Consider the following 20,262-nt stretch of genomic DNA (forward strand, 5'->3'; position numbering starts at 1 on the left):
CTGGATCAGCGGTCGGCGCAGAAGGACGCCAGCAGCTCGGGGTCGGCGCCTGCGGGGCAGGGGTCGAACGTGAACGTGATGAGCGTCCCGAGCACGATGAGGATGATGGCGGCGCCGGCGATCGCGCCGAGGGCGACGCGGCGCAGCGGCTCGCGGTGCACGTAGTCGTTGACGATCGTGCGCATGCCGTTCGACCCGTGGAGGACCGCGAGCCACAGCATCACGACGTCCCACCACTGCCACAGCGGGTTGGCGAACTTGCCGCCGATGAACCCGAAGTCGATCGCCTGGATGCCGCCGGGCGTGAAGAGCAGGTTGTAGAAGAGGTGGCCGAAGATCAGCACGACGAGCACGACGCCCGAGACGCGCATGAAGATCCAGCCGGCCTTCTCGAGGTTCGGGCCGCGGCGGCCCGTCGAGCGCGCGGGGTACGCGTACGGCGTGCGAGGGCTCTCGATGGTCGCGGACATCAGTGCTCCCCGAAGACGTTCGCGAGGTGCGTCGGCGTGAAGCCGGCCATGAGCACGATCACGAGCGCGATGACGACCCAGAACAGGATGCGCTGGATGCGCGTCGCAGCCGGGAAGGCGTCGACGGCGATGATGCGCAGGCCGTTCATCGCATGGAACACGACGGCGCCGACGAGGACGACCTCGCCGAGCCCCATGATCGGGTTCTTGTACGTCGCGATGACGGCGTTGTAGGCCTCCGGGCTCACGCGGATGAGCGACGTGTCGAGCACGTGCACCAGGAGGAAGAAGTAGATGCCGATGCCCGAGATGCGGTGCAGGACCCACGACCACATGCCTTCGTTGCCGCGGTAGAGCGTGCCCGCGATGCGGAGACGCGACGGCTTGGGATCGGCGAGGGTCGGGGTGCGGGAGCTTGCCACGCGTGCCCTCCTCACGAGACTCGTACGAGCGGATGCCACTGTCGATCCTAGGCCCGCCGATGGCGTGCACCGAACCACGTGCGGCGCAAGAACCTCGTATCTTCCGCTCGCGGACCCGACGCGCCGTGCGAGCACGGGGCATTTCCAGACTCGGTGCAGAAACAGTAGGGTCGGGCCATGCGAGTCATGAGGCTCGGCCGCGAGGTCGACTACCAGCAGGCGTGGGCGCTGCAACGACGCTTGCACGACGAGGTCGTGGAGGGCGGCGAGGATGCGCTGCTGCTGCTCGAGCACGCGTCGGTGCTCACGGCGGGCACGAGCACGCGCGAGAGCGACCTGCCGCTCGACGGCTCGCCCGTCGTGCGCGTCGACCGTGGTGGGCGCATCACGTGGCACGGTCCGGGTCAGCTCGTGGCGTACCCCATCGTGCGCATCGGCGAGCTGGGCGTCGTCGACTGGGTCCGCAGGCTCGAGCAGGCGGTCATCGACGTGCTCCGGCCCCTCGGGCTCGACGCCGAGCGCGTGCCGGGTCGCGCCGGCGTGTGGCTGCGCGGCGACGGCTCGCCCCTCGCCCGCGACGCGAAGCTCGCGCAGGTCGGCGTGCGCGTCGCCGCCGGCGTGTCGATGCACGGCGTCGCCGTGAACGTCGACCCCGACCTGTCCGAGTTCGCGCGCATCGTGCCGTGCGGCATCACGGACGCCGACGTCACCTCCATCGCCGCGCGGCTCGGCTCCGCGCCGAGCGTCGAGGAGGTGGGCGACGCGTTCGCCGACGCGCTGATCGCGCTCGGCGTCGCCGCGATCCCCGCCGCATCCGCCCGTCCGGTCGTCGCCGCATGAACTGCGCAGGGCCGGTCGGCGAGGTGCAGCAGGCCTCGCCCGCGGGCGCTCCGGAGGGGCGCCGACTGCTGCGGCTCGAGGTGCGCAACGCGCAGACGCCCATCGAGCGCAAGCCGCCGTGGATCCGCACCCGCGCGCGCATGGGGCCCGAGTACACCGCGCTCACCGAGCTCGTCGAGCAGCAGGACCTGCATACCGTGTGCCAGTCGGCGGGCTGCCCCAACATCTACGAGTGCTGGGAGGACCGCGAGGCCACCTTCCTCATCGGCGGCGACCAGTGCACGCGACGCTGCGACTTCTGCCAGATCGACACGGGCAGGCCCGCGCTGCTCGACCGCCTCGAGCCCGGGCGGGTCGCGGAGTCGGTGCGCCGCATGGGGCTGCGCTACGCGACGGTGACGGGCGTGTGCCGCGACGACCTCGAGGATGAGGGGATCTGGCTGTACGCCGAGACCGTGCGCCGCATCCACGAGGTGAACCCCGGCGTCGGCGTCGAGATGCTCGCGCCCGACTTCACGGGGCACCGCCACCTGCTCGACGAGCTCTTCGCCACGCGGCCCGAGGTCTTCGCGCACAACGTCGAGACCGTGCCGAGGATCTTCCGTCGCATCCGGCCCGGATTCCGCTTCGAGCGCTCGCTCGACGTGCTCCGATGGAGCCGCGAGGCGGGACTCGTGACGAAGTCGAACCTCATCCTCGGGATGGGGGAGACGGACGCCGAGGTGCTCGACACGCTCGAGGTGCTGCACGATGCGGGCTGCGACCTCATCACGATCACGCAGTACCTGCGCCCCTCGCCGCGGCACCACCCCGTCGACCGCTGGGTCGAGCCGGAGGCGTTCGCCGACCTCGCCGAGGCGGCGACCGAGATCGGCTTCGCCGGCGTCATGTCGGGACCGCTCGTGCGCTCGTCCTACCGTGCGGGCACGCTCTACCGGCAGGCGCTCGCGGCGCGCGGCACCGGGCAGGCGGCGTCGATCGTCGCGGGGCTCGGAGCGGGTGCTGCGGCTCCCGTCTCGGCGCCGGGCATCACGAACGGCGGCCGCGCGGCGTAGGGCATCGGCGATTGGCGACTTCGGCCGCTGATTGGCGACCTCCGCCGAGGTGATCGGCGACTTCGACCGTGTGGAAGTCGCCAATCAGTGGTGGAAGTCGCCAATCCCCATCGAGTGGCCACGTTCCGCGACCGAACCCCGTCGATCGGCGCACATCGGCGCCGATCGATGCCCGGCCGCCGCGCTGCCCGCCGCGGCGAGCAAGCGTCAGACGACCGCGGCCGCCCGCACGGGCTCGACGCCCGTCAGCGCGTGGCGCTGCGCCGCCTCGTAGTGGCAGACGAGCTCGTCGCACACGCGCGGCCAGGTGCGCTGCAGCACGCGGCGACGGCCGGCCTCGCCCATCCGCGCCCGCATCGCGGGGGAGTCCACGAGCGTGCGCACCGCATCCCGCAGCGCCCGCTGCGAGTCCGGCTCGTACAGGAAGCCCGTGATGCCGTGGTCGACGAGGTCGATCGGTCCGCCGGCGCGCGGCGCGACGACCGGCAGTCCGGCCGCGGCCGCCTCCTGCAGCGTCTGCCCGAAGGTCTCCTCGGCGCCGGTGTGCACGAAGACGTCGAGCGCCGCGTACGCCGCCGCGAGGGCGGCCCCCGTGCGCTGGCCGAGGAAGACGGCGCCGAGCGGCGCGAGCGCGCGGCGCGCCGCCGCCATGCCGGGTCCGTCGCCGACCACGACGACGCGGATCCCTCGCGTGCCCTGCAGCGCGCGCAGTCGCTCGAGCCCCTTCTCGGGAGCGACGCGACCGACGTAGCCCACGATCGTCTCGCCGCGCGGCGCGAGCCGCTCGCGCAGCGCGAGCGCCGCCGGCCCCTGACGGTGGTCGGGATGGAACGCGTCGAGGTCGACGCCGCGCGCCCAGTGCGCGACACGATCGATGCCCGCGGCGTCGAGGTCGGCGATCGCCGACGACGATGGCGCGAGCGTGAGGTCGGCTTGGTTGTGGATGCGGCGCAGCACCTTCCACGCCACGGGCGCTCCGGCCGAGAGCCGGTTGCGGCGCGCGAAGCCGGCGATGTCGGTCTGGTAGACGGCGACGGAGGGCACGCCCATGCGCCGCGCCTCCGCGATCGCCTGGCCGCCGAGGAGGAACGGGGATGCGGCGTGCACGACGTCCGGCTGGAACCGCTGCAGCAGCCCGTGCAGCTGGGGGCTCGGCATCCCGACGGGGAACTCGCGATACGCGAACGACGGCACCTCGAACACGGGTGCGCCGTGCACCTGGGTGGGGGCGCCGCAACGCGGGGCGACGACCATGGCCTGGCGCCCGGTGGCCCGCAGGTGCTCGAGCACCCGGATCACCGACGACGTCACGCCGTTGACCGTGGGCAGGAAGCTCTCGGTGACGATGGCGACGCGTTCGATCTCCACGTCGCCGACGGTAGGCAGCGCGGATGGCGACCGGGGACCGATGCATGTGAATGGCGTGTGAACGCTCCGCGTCGATCCGGGTCGGTCCGGGACGGGCGGATAGCGTGTGGCCCCATGACGATCGACGGGTTCTACGGCATCATCCCCGCCGGCGGGGTCGGCTCGAGGCTCTGGCCGCTGTCCCGGGCGGACGCGCCGAAGTTCCTCCACGACCTCACGGGCTCGGGACGCACGCTGCTGCAGTCGACGTTCTCGCGGCTCGCGCCCCTCGCGGGCGAGGACCGCATCATGGTCGTCACCGGTCGCGCCCACCGATCGGCCGTCGAGGCGCAGCTGCCCGCGCTCACCGACGCGAACATCGTGCTCGAGGCGGATCCGCGCGAATCGACCGTCGCCGTGCTGCTCGCCGCGGCGATCCTCGAGCGCCGCGAACCCGGCGTCGTCGTGGGCTCCTTCGCGGCCGACCACGTCATCGAGGACGAGCGCGGCTTCCGACGGGCGGTGACCGATGCCGTCGCGGCGGCGCGCACGGGCAAGATCGCGACGATCGGCATCACGCCGACGGAGCCGGCCATCGGGTTCGGCTACATCCAGGCGGGCGAGCCCGCGGGCATCCCGGACGCGCCGCGCGTCGCGGAGGTCGTGCGCTTCGTCGAGAAGCCGGGCGCCGAGGCCGCCCGCGACTACGTCGCCTCGGGCGACTTCCTCTGGAACGCGGCGATGTTCATCGCCCGCGCCGACGTGCTGCTCGCCGAGCTCGCCGAGACGGAGCCCGAGCTGCGGGCGCAGATCGACGAGCTCGCCGCGGCATGGGACGACCAGGCCACCCGCGGGCCGGCCGTCGACCGCATCTGGCCGCAGCTGAAGAAGATCGCGATCGACTACGCGATCGCCGAGCCCGCGGCCGAGCGCGGTCGCATGGTCGTCGTCCCCGGCGACTTCGACTGGGACGACGTGGGCGACTTCTCCGCGATCGCGAAGCTCCACAACGGCTCGTCGGGCGGCGATCGGCTCGCGATCCTGTCGGGGCAGGCGACCGTCCTCGCCGACGGCGCCTCCGGCATCGTCGTGTCGACCACGGATCGCGTCATCTCGCTCGTCGGGGTCCGCGACATCGTCGTGGTCGACACGGGGGATGCGCTGCTCGTGACGACGACCGAGCATGCGCAGCGGGTGAAGCAGGTGGTCGACGCCATCCGACGCTCGGGCAACGCGACGGTGCTCTAGCCGGCGTCTGCGCACGCGACCTGCCGCACCCGTCGCCGGCCGGCACTGCTGGGCGACCTCCGCCACCGATCGGCGACTTCTGCAGTGCCGACGTCGCCAATCACCGAGCGCGAAGTCGCCAATCGACGCGCGACGTCGCCGATCGACGGGGGTCGGTCGCGGACGCGTCCCCCGGGGTGCCGCACGGGGCGACGCGCATGCGGCCGATGCGCGGTGTGCGCGGGCTAGGGTGACAGCACCCGCACCGCCGCACCCTGGAGCACCGATGTCCCGCACCGCCCTCCGTCTCGCCGCGCCCGTCGCGCTCGTCGCGCTCGCGCTCACCGCCTGCCAGGCCGCGCCCGAGGGCGATGGCGACGGGGCTGGCGCCGCGGCATCCGACCTCTGCGCGCAGATGGTCACGAACTCCGGCGGGCTCGAGGACCGCTCGTTCAACCAGGCGTCCTGGGCCGGCATGGAGCAGGCGGAGGAGGACTACGGCGTCGAGGTCAACGTGCTCGTCTCCACGAGCGAGTCGGATCTCGCGCCGAACGTCGAGGCGGCGGTCGGCACCGGCTGCGACTTCGTCCTCACCGTCGGCTACGAGCTCGCCGCCGCGACCGCCGACCAGGCCGAGGCGAACCCCGACGTGCAGTTCGCGATCGTCGACGAGGTCGTCGAGGCGCCGAACGTGCGCCCCATCGTCTTCGACACCGCGCAGGCGTCGTTCCTCGCCGGCTACCTCGCGGCCGGCGTGAGCCAGACGGGCGTCGTCGCCACGTTCGGCGGCGGCAACCAGCCGCCCGTGACGCTGTTCATGGACGGCTACGTGCAGGGCGTCGACGCCTACAACGCCGCCCACGGCACGAGCGTGCAGGTGCTCGGCTGGGACGTGGAGACGCAGGACGGCATCTTCACGGGCGACTTCGAGAACGTGCAGCTCGGTCAGGCGACAGCGCAGTCGCTCATCGCCCAGGGCGCCGACGTCATCCTCCCCGTCGCGGGCCAGGTCGGCGAGGGCGCGTTCCTCGCCTCGCTCGACGCGGGCTCCGAGGCGCTCGTCATCTGGGTCGACTCCGACGGCTACGAGACCCTGCCCGACGAGTACCACCCGCTGCTGCTCACGACGGTCGAGAAGAACACGCAGGACTTCGTGGTGCAGGCGATCGGCGACCTCGTCGACGAGCAGGCCGTCACGGACGAGCCGCTCGTCGGCACGCTCGAGAACGAGGGCGTGGGACTCGCCGAGTACCACGACCTCAGCCCCCGCGTGAGCGACGAGCTGCAGGGCGAGATCGACGCGCTGCGCGAGCAGATCGTCTCCGGCGAGCTCGTCGTCGAGAGCCCCAGCGCCCCGTAGCCCCGCGCCGCGCGGGGCCCGACGCGGCGCCCGCGGCGCCGATCGCGCACGTCGTCGGACGGCAATGCAACGATCGCGTTTCGACTTCGCGCGAACGGCGTCCGCGGCCGCGAGCCGTGGCTAGGCTGCCCGATACCCCCGGCCGTCCCGTGCGGCCACCCCATGCACTGGAGGACCCCCTTGAGGAACATTCGGAAGACCGCCCTCGGCGGTCTCGCGACGCTGGGCGTCGCGGCTCTGCTCGCAGGTTGCGCGTCGGCCCCTGAGGAGGGCCCCGCGGAGTCGGGCGAGGCGACGGCCGACATCTCGCCCTGCATCGTCTCGGACGCCGGCGGCTTCAACGACCAGTCGTTCAACCAGCTCGGCCTCGAGGGCCTGCAGGCCGCGTCCGAGGAGCTCGGCGTGGAGTACACGCAGGCGGAGTCGCAGTCGGAGACCGACTACCAGTCGAACATCCAGAACCTGCTCGACGGCGGCTGCGACATGATGGTCACGGTCGGCTTCCTGCTCGCCGAGGCCACGTCGGCCGCGGCCGACGCGAACCCCGACGTGAACTTCGCGATCATCGACGACTCGTCGATCACCGCCGACAACGTCCAGCCCATCACGTTCGACACGGCGCAGGCCGCGTTCCTCGCCGGCTACGCCGCGGCGGCGAGCACGCAGACCGGCACCATCGCGACGTGGGGCGGCATCAACATCCCGCCCGTGACGATCTTCATGGACGGCTTCGTGCTCGGCGCGCAGTACTACAACGAGCAGAACGGCGCCGACGTGCAGGTGCTCGGCTGGGACGTCGACGCGCAGGACGGCACGTTCGTCGGCGCCTTCGAGGCCGGCCCCGCAGCCAACGCCACGGCGACGACGTTCCTCCAGCAGGGCGCCGACATCGTCATGCCCGTCGGCGGCCCGATCTTCCTCTCCGCCGGCGAGGCGATCCGCACGGCGCAGGCCGAGAACCCCGACGTGCGCTACGGCATGATCGGCGTCGACGCCGACCTGTCGCTCACGGCGCCCGACTACGCCGACCTGTTCGTCACCTCCGTGCTCAAGGGCATGGACGCGGGCGTCGAGGCCGTCGTGCTCGAGGACGCGGCCGGCGACTTCACGAGCGAGCCCTACGTCGGCACGCTCGAGAACGACGGCGTGGGCATCGCCCCGTTCAACGAGTGGGAGGACCAGGTCCCCGAGGGCCTGGCCGACGAGCTCGAGACGATCCGCACGGCGATCATCGCCGGCGACATCGTCGTCGACTCGCCCTCGTCGCCGTAAGGCATCGCTGACGCGTGGGGGCCGGCGTCGCGCCGGCCCCCACCCGTGCGACTACAGTCATGGCACCGGCACCCGCACCCAGGCCGCCGGCGCACCATCCCCACCATCCACGGCACCATCCATTCGAGGAGCGGCGATGACCCTCGAGCTGCGCGGCATCACCAAGCGCTTCGGCTCGCTCACGGCCAACGACCACATCGACCTCACGGTCGAGGCGGGCGAGATCCACTGCCTGCTGGGCGAGAACGGCGCGGGCAAGTCCACGCTGATGAACGTGCTCTACGGCCTGTACCAGGCCGACGAGGGCGAGATCCTGCTCGAGGGCGAGGTGCAGCGGTTCGCAGGGCCCGGCGACGCGATGCGCGCAGGCATCGGCATGGTGCACCAGCACTTCATGCTCATCCCCGTCTTCACCGTCGCCGAGAACGTGCTGCTCGGTCACGAGAAGGAGCTCGGCGGGCTCGCGGGCGCCAAGCGCCGCGTCGTCGAGATCTCCGAGCGCTTCGGCTTCCAGATCGACCCGGATGCGCGGATCGAGGACCTCCCCGTCGGCGTGCAGCAGCGGGTCGAGATCATCAAGGCGCTCTCGCTCGACGCGAAGGTGCTCGTCTTCGACGAGCCCACCGCGGTGCTGACGCCGCAGGAGACCGACGAGCTCATGACGATCATGCAGCAGCTGCGCGACGAGGGCACCGCGATCGTCTTCATCACGCACAAGCTGCGCGAGGTGCGCGCCATCGCCGACCGCATCACGGTCATCCGCCTCGGCCAGGTCGTCGGGACCGCCGAGCCGACGGCGACGAGCACCGAGCTCGCCTCGCTCATGGTCGGCCGGCCCGTCGAGCTCACCGTGACCAAGCAGCCGTCGGTGCGCACCGACAACGAGCTCGTCATCGAGCACCTCACCGTCGTCGACGAGCAGGGCATCGCCGTCGTCGACGACCTCTCGCTCACCGTGCACGGCGGCGAGGTCGTGTGCATCGCCGGCGTCCAGGGCAACGGCCAGACGGAGCTCACCGAGGCGATCCTCGGGCTGCAGCGGCGCGCGACGGGCAGCATCCGCCTCAACGGCGTCGAGCTGCTCGGCCGCAGCGTGCGCGACGTGCTCGACGCGGGCGTGGGCTTCGTGCCAGAGGACCGCAAGGTCGACGGGCTCGTCGGCGAGTACTCGATCGCCGAGAACCTCATGCTCGATCGCTACCAGGGCGAGCCGTTCGTGCGCCGCGGCACGATCGTGCGCGCGGCGCGCGACGAGTTCGCGCAGGAGCGCCTCGGCGCCTTCGACATCCGCGCGCAGTCGATCGAGACGCCCGTGGGCACGCTCTCGGGAGGCAACCAGCAGAAGGTCGTGCTCGCGCGCGAGCTGTCGCGTCCGCTGCAGCTGTTCGTCGCCTCGCAGCCGACGCGCGGCCTCGACGTCGGCTCGATCGAGTTCGTCCACGCGCAGGTCATCGCGACGCGCGACGCGGGCATCCCCGTCATCGTCGTCTCGACCGAGCTCGACGAGGTCGTCGGGCTCGCCGACCGCATCGCGGTCATGTACGGCGGCGGCATCGTGGGCGTCGTGCCCGCGGACACGTCGCGCGACGATCTCGGCATCATGATGGCCGGAGAGCTGCCGGAGGGACTCGCAGCATGACCGACGAGCAGGACACGTCCGGCCGCGCGCCCGACGCCGACGACCGCGACGCGCCGATCGCGCCCGCGCAGCAGCGCTCGGGCGGTGCGCCATCCGTGGAGGCCGAGGGCGACCGCGACGTCGTGCACGCGCCGACCGTCGTCGAGGTGCCCGTCGTGGCGGCCCCGACGACCGAGTCGCACGAGCAGAACCAGGACGAGGACCGGTGGGGCAGCGTCGCCCGGCAGATCCTCGGCGGCACGCCCATGGTGTCGCTGCTCGCCGTGCTCATCGCGTTCGTCGTCGGCGGCATCCTCATCGCCGTCACCGACGAGGGCGTCCAGGCGGCGAGCGCGTACTTCTTCGCGCGGCCCGGCGACACGATCGCCGCGATCGGCTCCGCGGTGGGCGGTGCCTACTGGGCGCTCTTCCAGGGCTCGATCCTCAACTTCTCGCGGCCTGAGGGCGGCTTCGTCGCGCTCATCCGCCCGCTCACCGAGACGTTGCACTTCGCCGCGCCGCTCATCGCCGCTGGCCTCGGCGTCGCCGTCGCGTTCCGCGTGGGCATGTTCAACATCGGTGGTCGCGGGCAGATGCTCGCCGCCGCGGCCGCCGCGGGATGGGTCGGGTTCTCGTTCCCGATGCCGCCGATCCTGCACATCACGGTCGCCCTCGTCGCCGGCATGATCGCCGGCGCGCTGTGGGCCGGCATCGCAGGCATCCTCAAGGCGCGCACCGGCGCCCACGAGGTCATCACGACGATCATGCTGAACTTCGTCGCGCTGTGGCTGCTCTCGTACCTCATCCGCACGCCCGGCCTCCTGCAGGCTCCGGGCAGCAACAACCCGATCACGCCGCGCATGCTCGAGTCGGCGGTGCTGCCGCCGCTGCTCGGCTCGCAGTTCAACCTCACGTGGGGCATCGTGCTGTCGGTCGCGGCCGTCGTCGTCGCGTGGTGGCTCATCGAGCGCTCGAGCCTCGGCTTCCGCTTCCGGGCCGTGGGCCTCAACCCGCAGGCGGCCCTCAACGCCGGCATGTCGGTGAAGACGGTCTACGTGCAGGCGATGCTCGTCGCCGGCGCGTTCATGGGCCTCGCCGGCGCGCAGCAGGTCCAGGCGACCGTCACGACGGGCTTCACCTCGGGCATCGACGCCGGCATCGGCTTCGACGCCATCACCGTCGCGCTGCTCGGCCGGTCGAACCCGTGGGGCGTGCTCGCCGCCGGCCTGCTGTTCGGCGCGTTCAAGGCCGGCGGCTTCCGCATGCAGGCCGCCGAGGGCGTGCCGATCGACATCGTGCTCGTCGTGCAGTCGGTCATCGTGCTGTGCATCGCGGCCCCGCCGCTCGTGCGCACGATCTTCCGCCTGCCCAAGCCGAGGGGAGGCGCGCGATGACCGCCGTCCAGACCGCTGGCCTCGCAGCCGACGACGCCCCCGAGGTCGTGCGACCGCGCAGCCGACGCGTGCCCATCACCTACGTCGTGCTGACCGTCGTCGTCGCGATCGTGCTCGTCGGCTTCGGCCGCGACGGCGAGACGACGCTGCGCCTGTCGACGAACGCCGACCTGCTGCAGCTGCCCGACGCCGTGCTGCCCGCACGGATCACCGGCATCGTCGCGACGCTGCTGCTCGCCGCGATGACGGGCGTCGCGATCGCAGCGCACGCCACGCGCCGCCGCGTCGGACTCTGGCTGCCCGTCGTCTTCGGCGTCGTCGCCGTCGTGGCCTTCCTCGTGTGGGCGGGCGCGACGAAGTCGATCCCGCTGCCCGGCCTCCTCGTGCTCACGGTCGGCCTCGCAGCACCGCTGATCTTCGGCGCCCTCGGCGGCGTCATCTCCGAGCGCGTCGGCGTCGTGAACATCGCGATCGAGGGCCAGCTGCTCTCGGGTGCGTTCGCGGCGGCGGTGACCTCGTCGGCCATCGCGGCGGGTCCCGTCGGCCAGATGGGCGCCGTGGGCGTGCTCGTCGCCGGCGCGGGCGGCATCCTCGCCGCGATGCTCGCCGCCGTGCTCGTCTCGATGGTGCTCGCGGCCTTCTCGATCAAGTACTACGTCGACCAGGTCATCGTCGGCGTCGTGCTCAACGTGCTCGTGCTGGGCCTGACGAACTTCCTGTACTCGTCGGTGCTGACCGACAACCCGGAGCTCAACAACCCGGATCGGTTCTCGCGCATCCGCATCCCGCTGCTCGCGGACATCCCGATCGTCGGGCCCGCCCTCTTCAACCAGACCGTCATCGTGTACGCGATGTACGTCGCGGTCGTCGTCGTGACGTTCGCGCTGTTCCGCACGACGTGGGGCCTGCGGCTGCGCGCCCTCGGCGAGCACCCGCTCGCGGCCGACACCGTGGGCATCCGCGTGAACCGCTGGCGCTTCTGGAACGTCACGCTCGCCGGCGCGATCGTCGGCATCGGCGGCGCGTACTTCACGCTCGACTCGAACGGCTCGTTCCAGCGCGACATGACGAGCGGCCTCGGCTTCATCGCCCTCGCCGCCGTGATCTTCGGCCAGTGGCACCCGGTGAAGGCGACGCTCGCGGCGCTCCTGTTCGGCTTCGCGCAGGCGCTGCAGAACGTGCTGCAGTCGATCGGCTCGGGCGTGCCGAACGAGTTCATGCTCATGCTCCCGTACGTCATCACGATCCTCGCGGTCGCCGGCTTCATCGGGCAGTCGAGGGCGCCGGCGGCGAGCGGCAAGCCGTACCTGAAGTCATGACGACCGCGATCGACTGGGACGCACTGCACGCGGCCGCCGTCGAGGCGAACGCCAAGGCCTACGCGCCGTACTCGGGCTTCGCCGTCGGATGCGCGGCGCTCGCGGACGACGGCCGCGTCGTGACCGGCGCGAACGTCGAGAACGCCGCGTACGGCGTCACGCTGTGCGCCGAGTGCTCGATGGTCTCCGCGCTCGTGATGGGCGGCGGCGGCCGCCTCGTCGCGTTCACGTGCGTGGATGGCCACGGTGCCACGCTCATGCCGTGCGGCCGGTGCAGGCAGCTGCTGTTCGAGCACGCCGCGCCCGGCATGCTGCTGCAGACGCTGTCGGGCATCCGTACGATCGACGAGGTGCTGCCGGACGCCTTCGGGCCCACGACGCTCGACGCGTACCGCGCAGCCGACTGACGAGGGCGCACGACGCCCTCCACCACCACGAGAGGGAACCCATGGCAGAGGCGCACGACGTCGTCGACCTCATCCGCACCAAGCGCGATCGCGGGGTGCTCACGACGGCCGAGATCGACTGGCTCGTCGACGCCTACACGCGCGGCTACGTCGAGGACGCGCAGATGGCGGCCCTCGCGATGGCGATCCTGCTGAACGGCATGGAGCGGCGCGAGATCCACGACCTCACGCAGGCGATGATCGCCTCGGGCGAGCGCATGGACTTCTCCTCGCTGCCGATGCCCACGGTCGACAAGCACTCGACGGGCGGCGTCGGGGACAAGATCACGCTGCCGCTCATGCCGCTCGTCGCGGCGTTCGGCGTGGCCGTGCCGCAGCTCTCCGGCCGCGGGCTCGGGCACACGGGCGGCACGCTCGACAAGCTCGAGTCGATCCCCGGCTGGCGCGCGGCGCTGACGAACGACGAGATGCTCGCGCAGCTCGCCGACGTCGGCGGCGTCATCTGCGCGGCCGGCTCCGGCCTCGCGCCCGCCGACAAGCGCCTCTACGCCCTGCGCGACACGACCGGCACCGTCGAGGCGATCCCGCTCATCGCGTCGTCGATCATGTCGAAGAAGATCGCGGAGGGCACGGGCGCGCTCGTGCTCGACGTGAAGTTCGGCTCGGGCGCCTTCATGCGCGAGGAGCCGCGGGCGCGCGAGCTCGCCGAGACGATGGTGGCGCTCGGCACCGACGCCGGCGTCGACACGCGCGCGCTGCTCACGAGCATGGACGTGCCGCTGGGCCTCGCGATCGGCAACGCCAACGAGGTGCGCGAGTCGGTCGAGGTGCTCGCGGGCGGCGGCCCCGCCGACGTCGTCGAGCTCACGGTCGCGCTCGCGCGCGAGATGCTCGCCGCCGTCGGGCAGCCCGACGCCGACGTCGAGGCCGCGCTCGCCGACGGTCGGGCGATGGACCGCTGGCGGCGCTTCGTCGTCGCGCAGGGCGGCGATCCCGACGCGGACCTGCCGGTCGCGAACGAGACGCACACGGTGGTCGCCGAGGCGGACGGCGTGCTGGCACGGCAGGACGCGCTGCCGTTCGGCGTCGCGGCCTGGCGCCTCGGCGCGGGCCGAGCCCGCGCGACCGACGAGGTCGTGCACGCGGCCGGCATCGACCTGCACGTGAAGCCCGGCGACGCCGTGCGCGCCGGTCAGCCGCTCTGGACGCTCTCGGCCGACGACGCCTCCCGCTTCGACCGGGCGCTCGACGCGCTCGAGGGGGCGTGGGAGGTCGCGCCCGTCGGCACGCCCGTCGAGGCGCTGCCGATCGTGCGCGACCGCATCGTCGCCTCGTCCTGAGGTCCACCACCGCTTCCTCCCGCGGTCGGACGCGATGTCCAGCATCCGGAGTGCAGGATGGTGCCATGACTCAGCAGCAGGTCCAGGGCACGTCGAGCGCGTGGAGCATCACGAGCCTCGTCATCGGCATCGTCTCGATCTTCGCGAACTGGACGTTCCTCGCACCCATCGCCGGGCTCATCGTCGGCATCATGGCCAAGCGGCGCGAGCCGCACGCGCGGACGATCGCGAACTGGGGCATCGGCCTCAACGTCGCGATGCTCGTGCTCGGGGTCATCCTGTGGATCGCGGTGGGCGGCTTCATCCTCGCCGCCATCGGCCTCGGGGTCGCCTCGAGCTGACGCCGCGCCGCCGACCTCACGCCAGGCGCGCGAGGGCGTCGACCACGTGCGCCCACATGCGCGGGGCGTCGAGCGCGAGCGCGACCGACGTCGTGCAGCCTGCGGGCGCGGGATGCCGCAGGTCGACGACCGTCTGCCCCGTCGTGAGCTCGCCGTGCAGCTCGACGTCGATCGGCGCGGGGCGCACCGTCATGCATCCCGGGTCGACGACGTAGGCGACGGCGCACGCGTCGTGCACGGGCGGCCAGGCGAAGCCCTGCTCGCGGTAGGTGCCGCGGAAGAAGTCGAGCAGCTCGAGCGTGAAGGAGGCCGGGCGACCCGGCACGGCGGCGATGGCGTCGAGCACCGCCTGGTCGGCGAGCGCCTGGTGCGTGAGGTCGAGCCCGACCATGACGACGGGCCACCCGGCGTCGAGCACGATGCGCGCCGCCTCCGGGTCGATCGCCGCGTTGTACTCCGCGACCGGCGAGTGGTTGCCGCCCGCCGCCGCGCCACCCATCCACGCCACCTCGCGCACCCGGGCCGTGATGCGCGGCTCGCGGCGCACCGCGAGGGCGAGGTTCGTGAGCGCGCCGGTCGCGACGAGCGTGAGCTCGCCCGGCTCCGACGCCATCACCGTCTCCACGATGAGGTCGACCGCGTGTCGCGCGTCGAGCGCGATCGTCGGCTCGGGCAGCTCCGGGCCGTCGAGCCCGGACTCGCCGTGGTACTCCGGCGCCACGACCTGCTCGCGCACGAGCGGCCGCTCGGCACCCGCTGCGAACGGCACGCCCGCGAGGCCCGCGATCGTGCCGACGGCGAGCGCGTTGCGCGTCACCTTCTCGAGCGTCTGGTTGCCGGCGACGGTCGTCACCGCGACGAGCTCGACCTCGCCAGACCCGGCGGCGAGCAGCATCGCGATGGCGTCGTCGTGGCCGGGGTCGCAGTCGAGGAGGATGCGGCGGGGCACGACCTAAAGCGTAGGCGCGCCGCGGCGGGCATCCGGCCGCCACGCGCGCGACGCATTCCGTAGGATCGAGGCGACGGATCTGGGAGGACGACGTGGACCGCATCCTGCTCGACGGCGTGGACATCGGCGCCCTGCCGAAGGTCAGCCTGCACGACCACCTCGACGGCGGGCTGCGACCGCAGACGATCGTCGAGATCGCCGACGAGATCGGCGTCGACCTCCCCGCGAGCGACGGCGAGTCGCTCGGCGAATGGTTCGCCGAATCGGCCGACTCCGGCTCGCTCGTCGAGTACCTGAAGACCTTCGACGTCACGACCGCCGTCATGCAGACGGAGTCGGCGCTCGTGCGCGTCGCGCGGGAGTTCGTGCTCGACCTCGCCGACGACGGCGTCGTGCACGGCGAGATCCGCTGGGCGCCGGAGCAGCACCTCGCGCGCGGGCTCTCGCTCGACGCCGCCGTGGAGGCGGTGCAGGCGGGCCTCGACGAGGGCGTCGCCCTCGTGCGCTCGCACGGCCGTCGCATCCAGGTCGGGCAGCTCGTCTCGGCCATGCGCCATCTCGACCGGTGGACGGAGATCGCGGAGCTCGCGCTGCGCCACCGCGACCGCGGCGTCGTGGGCTTCGACATCGCCGGCCCCGAGGACGGGTTCCCGCCGTCGCGGCACTCGGAGGCGTTCGACCTCCTCGCGCGCGCCCACATGCCCGTCACGGTGCACGCGGGGGAGGCGGCCGGCATCGAGTCGATCCGCGACGCACTCTTCGCCGGTCGCACCCTGCGCCTCGGCCACGGCGTGCGCATCGCCGAGGACCTCACGGTCGACGACCGCGGCGACGAGCTGCTCGTCGAGCTCGGCGAGACGGCCGAGTGGGTGCGCTCGCGGCAGATCCCGCTCGAGCTGAGCCCCTCGTCGAACCTCCAGACGGGTGCCATCGCCGCGTTCGGCGACGACATCGAGGACCACCCGTTCGACATGCTCTACCAGCTCGGCTTCCGCGTCACGGTGAACACCGACAACCGCCTGCAGTCGGACACCACCCTCACGAACGAGCTCGCGCTGCTGGCCGAAACGTTCGACTACGACCTCGACGACCTCGAGCAGCTGCAGGTGAACGCCGCACGCTCGACGTTCCTGCCCGTCGAGGAGCGCGACGACCTCGTCGAGCACATCACGGACGTCTTCGACGAGCTGCGATGACCGCAGCTCTCATCGCCGAGGCGACCTTCTCGCCCGGCGTCGCCGCCGCGTCGTGGGAGGACGCGGTGCGCGCTGCCGGCCGCGACCTCGTGCACGCGCGCGCCGTCGGCCCCGCGTACGTCGACGAGATGGTGCAGCTCATCGACGACGGCGGGCCGTGGTGCGTCGTCGCCCCCGGCGTCGCGCTGCCCCATGCGCGCCCGAGCGCGCTCGTGCGCCGCCCCGCCGCGGCGATCGTGACGCTGCTCGAGCCCGTGGCCTTCGGACATCCCCACAACGACCCCGTGCGCGTCGTCGTCGCGCTCGCGTCGATGACGCAGTCCGACCACATCCGCACGCTCGCCGACCTCGCGGTGCGCCTCGACCGCGCCGGCGTCGTCGACGCCGTGGCCGCCGCGACGACGCGGGCGGAGGCGATCGACGCGATCGAGGGACGCGCCTCGTGAGGATCGTGACGGTGTGCGGCGCCGGCGTCGGCACGAGCGCCATCCTCGCCACGACCGTGCGTCGTGCGCTCGCTCGGCTCGACGTCGAGGCCGAGGTCGCCGCGTCGAGCACGGACGACGTCGCACGCGACGCCGCCGACGCGCAGCTCGTGCTCACGACGCCCGAGTGGTTCACTCGCGTGCGCGCCGAGGCCGGCACGGCGCACGTCGCCGTCGTCGACCGCATCATGGACCTCGAGGCCGTCACGAGCGTGCTGGAGCGCGAGCTCTAGCCCGACGCCCCGATACCGCTCGGTGAGGTGCGAGCGCAGCGAGCCTCGAAGCGAGCCGCGCCAGGGGTGCTCCTTTCGAGGCTCGCTCCGCTCGCACCTCAAGGAGCGGTCGAGAGGGCTGGCTGCGATGGGATGCTCCCAGGACCGCTCGGTGAGGTGCGAGCGCAGCGAGCCTCGAAGCGAGCCGCGCCAGGGGGTGCTCCTTTCGAGGCTCGCTCCGCTCGCACCTCGAGGAGCGGTCGAGCGGGCTGGCTGCGATGGGATGCTCCCAGCACCGCTCGGTGCGGCGCGAGCGCAGCGAGCCTCGAGGCGAGCCGCTCCTGGGGGTGCTCCTTTCGAGGCTCGCTTCGCTCGCACCTCAAGGAGCGGTCGAGCGGGCCGGCTGCGATCGGATGCTCCCAGGACCGCGCGGTGAGGTGCGAGCGCAGCGAGCCGCGCCGGGACGCTCGCCGCCGCTCAGTCGAGCAGCGGGCGCATCGCCTCCTTCAGCGCCTCGACGCGCGCCTCGGCCGCATGGATGCGCTCGTGCGGCGAGCCCTGCGTCGAGACCGCGTCGACGTACACCTTCACCTTCGGCTCCGTGCCCGACGGGCGCACCATGATGCGCGCGCCGTCGGCGAGCGTGAGCCGCAGGATGTCGCCGATCGCCCCGTGCTCGGGCAGCGCGAGGTCGTCTGCCGCCACGACGTCGCTGCCGGCGAGCTGCGCGGGCGGGTCGTCCTTCAGCCGCTGCACGATGGCGGGGATGCGGCTGCGGTCGGCGACGCGCAGGCTCACCTGGCCGCTCGCGAAGCCGCCGAACTCGGCGGCGAGCGCGATGAGCTCGTCGGCGAGCGACGAGCCGTGCGCGTGCAGCTCGTGCGCGAGCGTCAGCACGCGCAGGAGGGCCGAGATGCCGTCCTTGTCGCGCACCGTCCCCGGGTTCACGAGGTAGCCGAGCGCCTCCTCGTAGCCGTAGACGAGGTCCGGCACCCGCGAGATCCACTTGAAGCCCGTCGCGGTCGTCGAGAAGTCGAGGCCGTGCGCCTCGGCGATGACCTGCAATCCGGGGGAGGAGACGATGGATGCGGCGAGCGCGCCCTGCCCGTGCGCGGCGCGCGCGGCGTCCCAGCCGAGCAGCAGCCCGACCTCGTTGCCAGTCAGCTGCCGCCAGCCGCCCTCGCGGTCGGGATCGGGCACGGCGACGGAGAGCCGGTCGGCGTCGGGGTCGTTCACGAGCACGAGGTCGGCGCCGGCGGCGTCCGCCGTCGCGTACGCGAGGTCCATCGCGCCCGGTTCCTCCGGGTTCGGGAAGGCGACGGTCGGGAAGCGGCCGTCGGGCTCCGCCTGCTCCGGCACCTCGACGAGCGGCGGGAAGCCGGCCGCCTCGACGACGGCGCGCACCGTCGCGCTGCCGACGCCGTGCATCGCCGAGTAGACGACGGTCGGCGGCTCGGTGGCCGGGGAGCCGGCGATCGCCGCCGTGGCACGCACGTATGCGCGCTCGACGTCGTCGCCCGCCGTCGCGTACGCGCCGCGGGGGAGGGCGTCGAACGTCGTCGACGCCGCGACTGCCGCGATGCGGTCGGCGATCGCCGCGTCGACGGGCGGCACGATCTGGCTGCCCTCGTCGGCGCCGCCGAGGTAGACCTTGTAGCCGTTGTCGCGCGGCGGGTTGTGGCTCGCCGTCACCATGACGCCGGCGCTCGCGCCGAGGTGCCGCACGGCGAAGGCGAGCACGGGCGTCGGCAGCGCACGGGGCAGGAGCGTCGCGGCCACGCCGGCGCCCGCCATGATCTCGGCCACGTCGCGCGCGAAGACGTCGGAGCGCGTGCGGCCGTCGAAGCCGACGACGATCGTCGGCGCGTCCTCGCGCTCGACGAGGAAGCGCGCGAACCCGGCGGTCGCCTGGCCCACGAGCACGCGGTTCATGCGGTTCGGGCCCGCGCCGATCTCGCCGCGCAGGCCGGCCGTGCCGAACTGCAGCCGACCGGAGAACGCGTCCTCGAGCGCTGCGAGCGCCTCGGCGTCGCCCGCCTCGGCGTCGGCGATGCGCTGCGCGAGCTCGTCGCGCGTGAGCGGGTCCGGGTCCTGGGCGAGCCACGCGCGCGCGGCGTCCAGGGTCATGCGCGACCCGTCGCGGCGACGACGTCGGCGAGCAGCCGCGAGATGACCGGCTCGGCCGCGCGGCCGGCCTCGATGACCTCGTCGTGGCTGAGCGGCGTCTGCTGGATGCCGGCGGCGAGGTTCGTCACGAGCGAGAAGCCCAGGACCTCCATGCCGGCCTCGCGCGCCGCGATCGCCTCGAGCGCCGTCGACATCCCCACGATGTGGCCGCCGATGGCCTTCGCCATCTGCACCTCGGCGGGCGTCTCGTAGTGGGGGCCGCGGAACTGGCAGTACACGCCCTCGTCGAGGCTGGGATCCACCGAGCGGGCCACGTCGCGCAGGCGCCGCGAGTACAGGTCGGTGAGGTCGACGAACGTCGCGCCCTCGAGCGGCGAGTCGGCGGTGAGGTTGATGTGGTCGGAGATGAGCACGGGCTGGCCGGGCGTCCACGTCTCGCGGATCCCGCCGGCACCGTTCGTCAGCACCATGATCGCCGCACCCGTCTGGGCGGCCGTGCGCACCGAGTGCACCACGCGGCGCACGCCGTGGCCCTCGTAGTAGTGGGTGCGCGCGCCGATGACGAGGGCGCGGCGGCCGTCGGCGAGCAGCACCGACCGGATCGTGCCGGAGTGGCCCTCGAGGGCGGGCTTCGAGAAGCCGGTGACGTCGGTGGCGTCGATCGTGTGCGTCGTCTCGCCGACGAGGTCGGCGGCCTTCGCCCATCCCGAGCCCAGGGTGAGGGCGATGTCGTGGCGGTCGACGCCCGTGATGCGGCGGATGTCGTCGGCGGCTGCGCGGGCGACCTGGATCGGGTCGGCTCCCGCGACGTCGAGGGGGTGCTGGGTCATGCAGCCACGATAGGCGATCGACGTCCGGTGGCCGCCGCGTCGGAGCGCGGC

General features: G+C 72.7%; 20 protein-coding genes. 14 read left to right on the forward strand and 6 right to left on the reverse strand.

Features of this window, described 5'->3' with window-relative positions; translation table 11 throughout:
* Nucleotides 1-5: 5 nt before the first annotated feature.
* The gene (gene sdhD / locus C1N71_RS03425; protein WP_137755133.1) at nt 6-470 is read right to left on the reverse strand and encodes a succinate dehydrogenase, hydrophobic membrane anchor protein; all 465 of its coding nucleotides are present in this window, start codon (nt 468-470) and stop codon (nt 6-8) included.
* Nucleotides 470-805, reverse strand: a complete 336-nt coding sequence (sdhC, locus tag C1N71_RS03430) for a succinate dehydrogenase, cytochrome b556 subunit (RefSeq protein WP_137757172.1) — start codon at nt 803-805, stop codon at nt 470-472. Before sdhC ends, sdhD begins: the two co-directional genes overlap by 1 nt.
* Nucleotides 806-1,069: 264 nt before the next feature.
* Between sdhC and lipB the strand changes: the two genes are divergently transcribed.
* Together lipB and C1N71_RS03440 are read left to right on the forward strand one after the other, a co-directional pair.
* Nucleotides 1,070-1,732 carry a lipoyl(octanoyl) transferase LipB gene (gene lipB / locus C1N71_RS03435; protein ID WP_137755134.1) on the forward strand — a complete coding sequence of 221 codons (663 nt, stop codon included), beginning with the start codon at nt 1,070-1,072 and terminating at the stop codon, nt 1,730-1,732.
* Entirely contained in the window at nt 1,729-2,787 is a 1,059-nt protein-coding gene (locus tag C1N71_RS03440; RefSeq protein WP_137755135.1) for a lipoyl synthase, read from the forward strand. Before lipB ends, C1N71_RS03440 begins: the two co-directional genes overlap by 4 nt.
* 207 nt (nt 2,788-2,994) lie before the next feature.
* On the opposite strand, the gene C1N71_RS03445 is transcribed toward C1N71_RS03440, so the two are convergent.
* A complete protein-coding gene (locus C1N71_RS03445) occupies nt 2,995-4,155 on the reverse strand; it encodes a glycosyltransferase family 4 protein (RefSeq protein WP_175414078.1) in 1,161 nt (386 codons plus the stop codon).
* 114 nt (nt 4,156-4,269) lie between these two features.
* Between C1N71_RS03445 and C1N71_RS03450 the strand changes: the two genes are divergently transcribed.
* The 9 genes from C1N71_RS03450 to C1N71_RS03490 all read left to right on the forward strand — a co-directional run bounded on the left by C1N71_RS03450 (nt 4,270) and on the right by C1N71_RS03490 (nt 14,412).
* Nucleotides 4,270-5,382 carry a mannose-1-phosphate guanylyltransferase gene (locus C1N71_RS03450; protein ID WP_137755136.1) on the forward strand — a complete coding sequence of 371 codons (1,113 nt, stop codon included), beginning with the start codon at nt 4,270-4,272 and terminating at the stop codon, nt 5,380-5,382.
* Between the two features lie 265 nt (nt 5,383-5,647).
* Nucleotides 5,648-6,721 carry a BMP family lipoprotein gene (locus C1N71_RS03455; protein WP_137755137.1) on the forward strand — a complete coding sequence of 358 codons (1,074 nt, stop codon included), beginning with the start codon at nt 5,648-5,650 and terminating at the stop codon, nt 6,719-6,721.
* Nucleotides 6,722-6,883: 162 nt separating this feature from the next.
* Nucleotides 6,884-7,993: a BMP family lipoprotein gene (locus tag C1N71_RS03460; protein ID WP_137755138.1), complete on the forward strand. Its 1,110-nt coding sequence runs from the start codon at nt 6,884-6,886 to the stop codon at nt 7,991-7,993.
* Nucleotides 7,994-8,129: 136 nt separating this feature from the next.
* Nucleotides 8,130-9,632 carry an ABC transporter ATP-binding protein gene (locus C1N71_RS03465; protein ID WP_137755139.1) on the forward strand — a complete coding sequence of 501 codons (1,503 nt, stop codon included), beginning with the start codon at nt 8,130-8,132 and terminating at the stop codon, nt 9,630-9,632.
* On the forward strand, nt 9,629-11,005 hold the full coding sequence (locus C1N71_RS03470) for an ABC transporter permease (RefSeq protein WP_175414079.1): 1,377 nt from the start codon (nt 9,629-9,631) through the stop codon (nt 11,003-11,005). The genes C1N71_RS03465 and C1N71_RS03470 overlap by 4 nt, the downstream gene beginning before the upstream one ends.
* The gene (locus C1N71_RS03475; RefSeq protein ID WP_137755140.1) at nt 11,002-12,324 is read left to right on the forward strand and encodes an ABC transporter permease; all 1,323 of its coding nucleotides are present in this window, start codon (nt 11,002-11,004) and stop codon (nt 12,322-12,324) included. The genes C1N71_RS03470 and C1N71_RS03475 overlap by 4 nt, the downstream gene beginning before the upstream one ends.
* The gene (locus C1N71_RS03480) at nt 12,321-12,731 is read left to right on the forward strand and encodes a cytidine deaminase (RefSeq protein WP_137755141.1); all 411 of its coding nucleotides are present in this window, start codon (nt 12,321-12,323) and stop codon (nt 12,729-12,731) included. The genes C1N71_RS03475 and C1N71_RS03480 overlap by 4 nt, the downstream gene beginning before the upstream one ends.
* 41 nt (nt 12,732-12,772) lie before the next feature.
* Nucleotides 12,773-14,071, forward strand: coding sequence for a thymidine phosphorylase (locus tag C1N71_RS03485; RefSeq protein ID WP_137755142.1), 1,299 nt, complete (start codon nt 12,773-12,775; stop codon nt 14,069-14,071).
* 65 nt (nt 14,072-14,136) lie between these two features.
* The gene (locus C1N71_RS03490) at nt 14,137-14,412 is read left to right on the forward strand and encodes a hypothetical protein (RefSeq protein ID WP_137755143.1); all 276 of its coding nucleotides are present in this window, start codon (nt 14,137-14,139) and stop codon (nt 14,410-14,412) included.
* Between the two features lie 16 nt (nt 14,413-14,428).
* Here the strand turns inward: C1N71_RS03490 and C1N71_RS03495 are convergent, their stop codons facing one another.
* The gene (locus tag C1N71_RS03495) at nt 14,429-15,307 is read right to left on the reverse strand and encodes a nucleoside hydrolase (protein WP_254678143.1); all 879 of its coding nucleotides are present in this window, start codon (nt 15,305-15,307) and stop codon (nt 14,429-14,431) included.
* Nucleotides 15,308-15,453: 146 nt separating this feature from the next.
* Between C1N71_RS03495 and C1N71_RS03500 the strand changes: the two genes are divergently transcribed.
* From C1N71_RS03500 to C1N71_RS03510, 3 genes are read left to right on the forward strand one after another with little or no spacing between them, the layout of a single operon-like run.
* On the forward strand, nt 15,454-16,557 hold the full coding sequence (locus tag C1N71_RS03500) for an adenosine deaminase (protein WP_254678082.1): 1,104 nt from the start codon (nt 15,454-15,456) through the stop codon (nt 16,555-16,557).
* Nucleotides 16,554-17,003, forward strand: coding sequence for a PTS sugar transporter subunit IIA (locus tag C1N71_RS03505; protein ID WP_137755146.1), 450 nt, complete (start codon nt 16,554-16,556; stop codon nt 17,001-17,003). The genes C1N71_RS03500 and C1N71_RS03505 overlap by 4 nt, the downstream gene beginning before the upstream one ends.
* A complete protein-coding gene (locus C1N71_RS03510) occupies nt 17,000-17,275 on the forward strand; it encodes a PTS ascorbate transporter subunit IIB (protein WP_137755147.1) in 276 nt (91 codons plus the stop codon). The genes C1N71_RS03505 and C1N71_RS03510 overlap by 4 nt, the downstream gene beginning before the upstream one ends.
* A gap of 456 nt (nt 17,276-17,731) precedes the next feature.
* On the opposite strand, the gene C1N71_RS03515 is transcribed toward C1N71_RS03510, so the two are convergent.
* A complete protein-coding gene (locus C1N71_RS03515) occupies nt 17,732-19,381 on the reverse strand; it encodes a phospho-sugar mutase (protein WP_137755148.1) in 1,650 nt (549 codons plus the stop codon).
* Nucleotides 19,378-20,211: a purine-nucleoside phosphorylase gene (locus C1N71_RS03520; RefSeq protein WP_137755149.1), complete on the reverse strand. Its 834-nt coding sequence runs from the start codon at nt 20,209-20,211 to the stop codon at nt 19,378-19,380. Before C1N71_RS03520 ends, C1N71_RS03515 begins: the two co-directional genes overlap by 4 nt.
* Between the last annotated feature and the right edge of the window lie 51 nt (nt 20,212-20,262).

The organism is Agrococcus sp. SGAir0287 (assembly GCF_005484985.1).
In the GTDB taxonomy this organism is placed as follows: domain Bacteria; phylum Actinomycetota; class Actinomycetes; order Actinomycetales; family Microbacteriaceae; genus Agrococcus.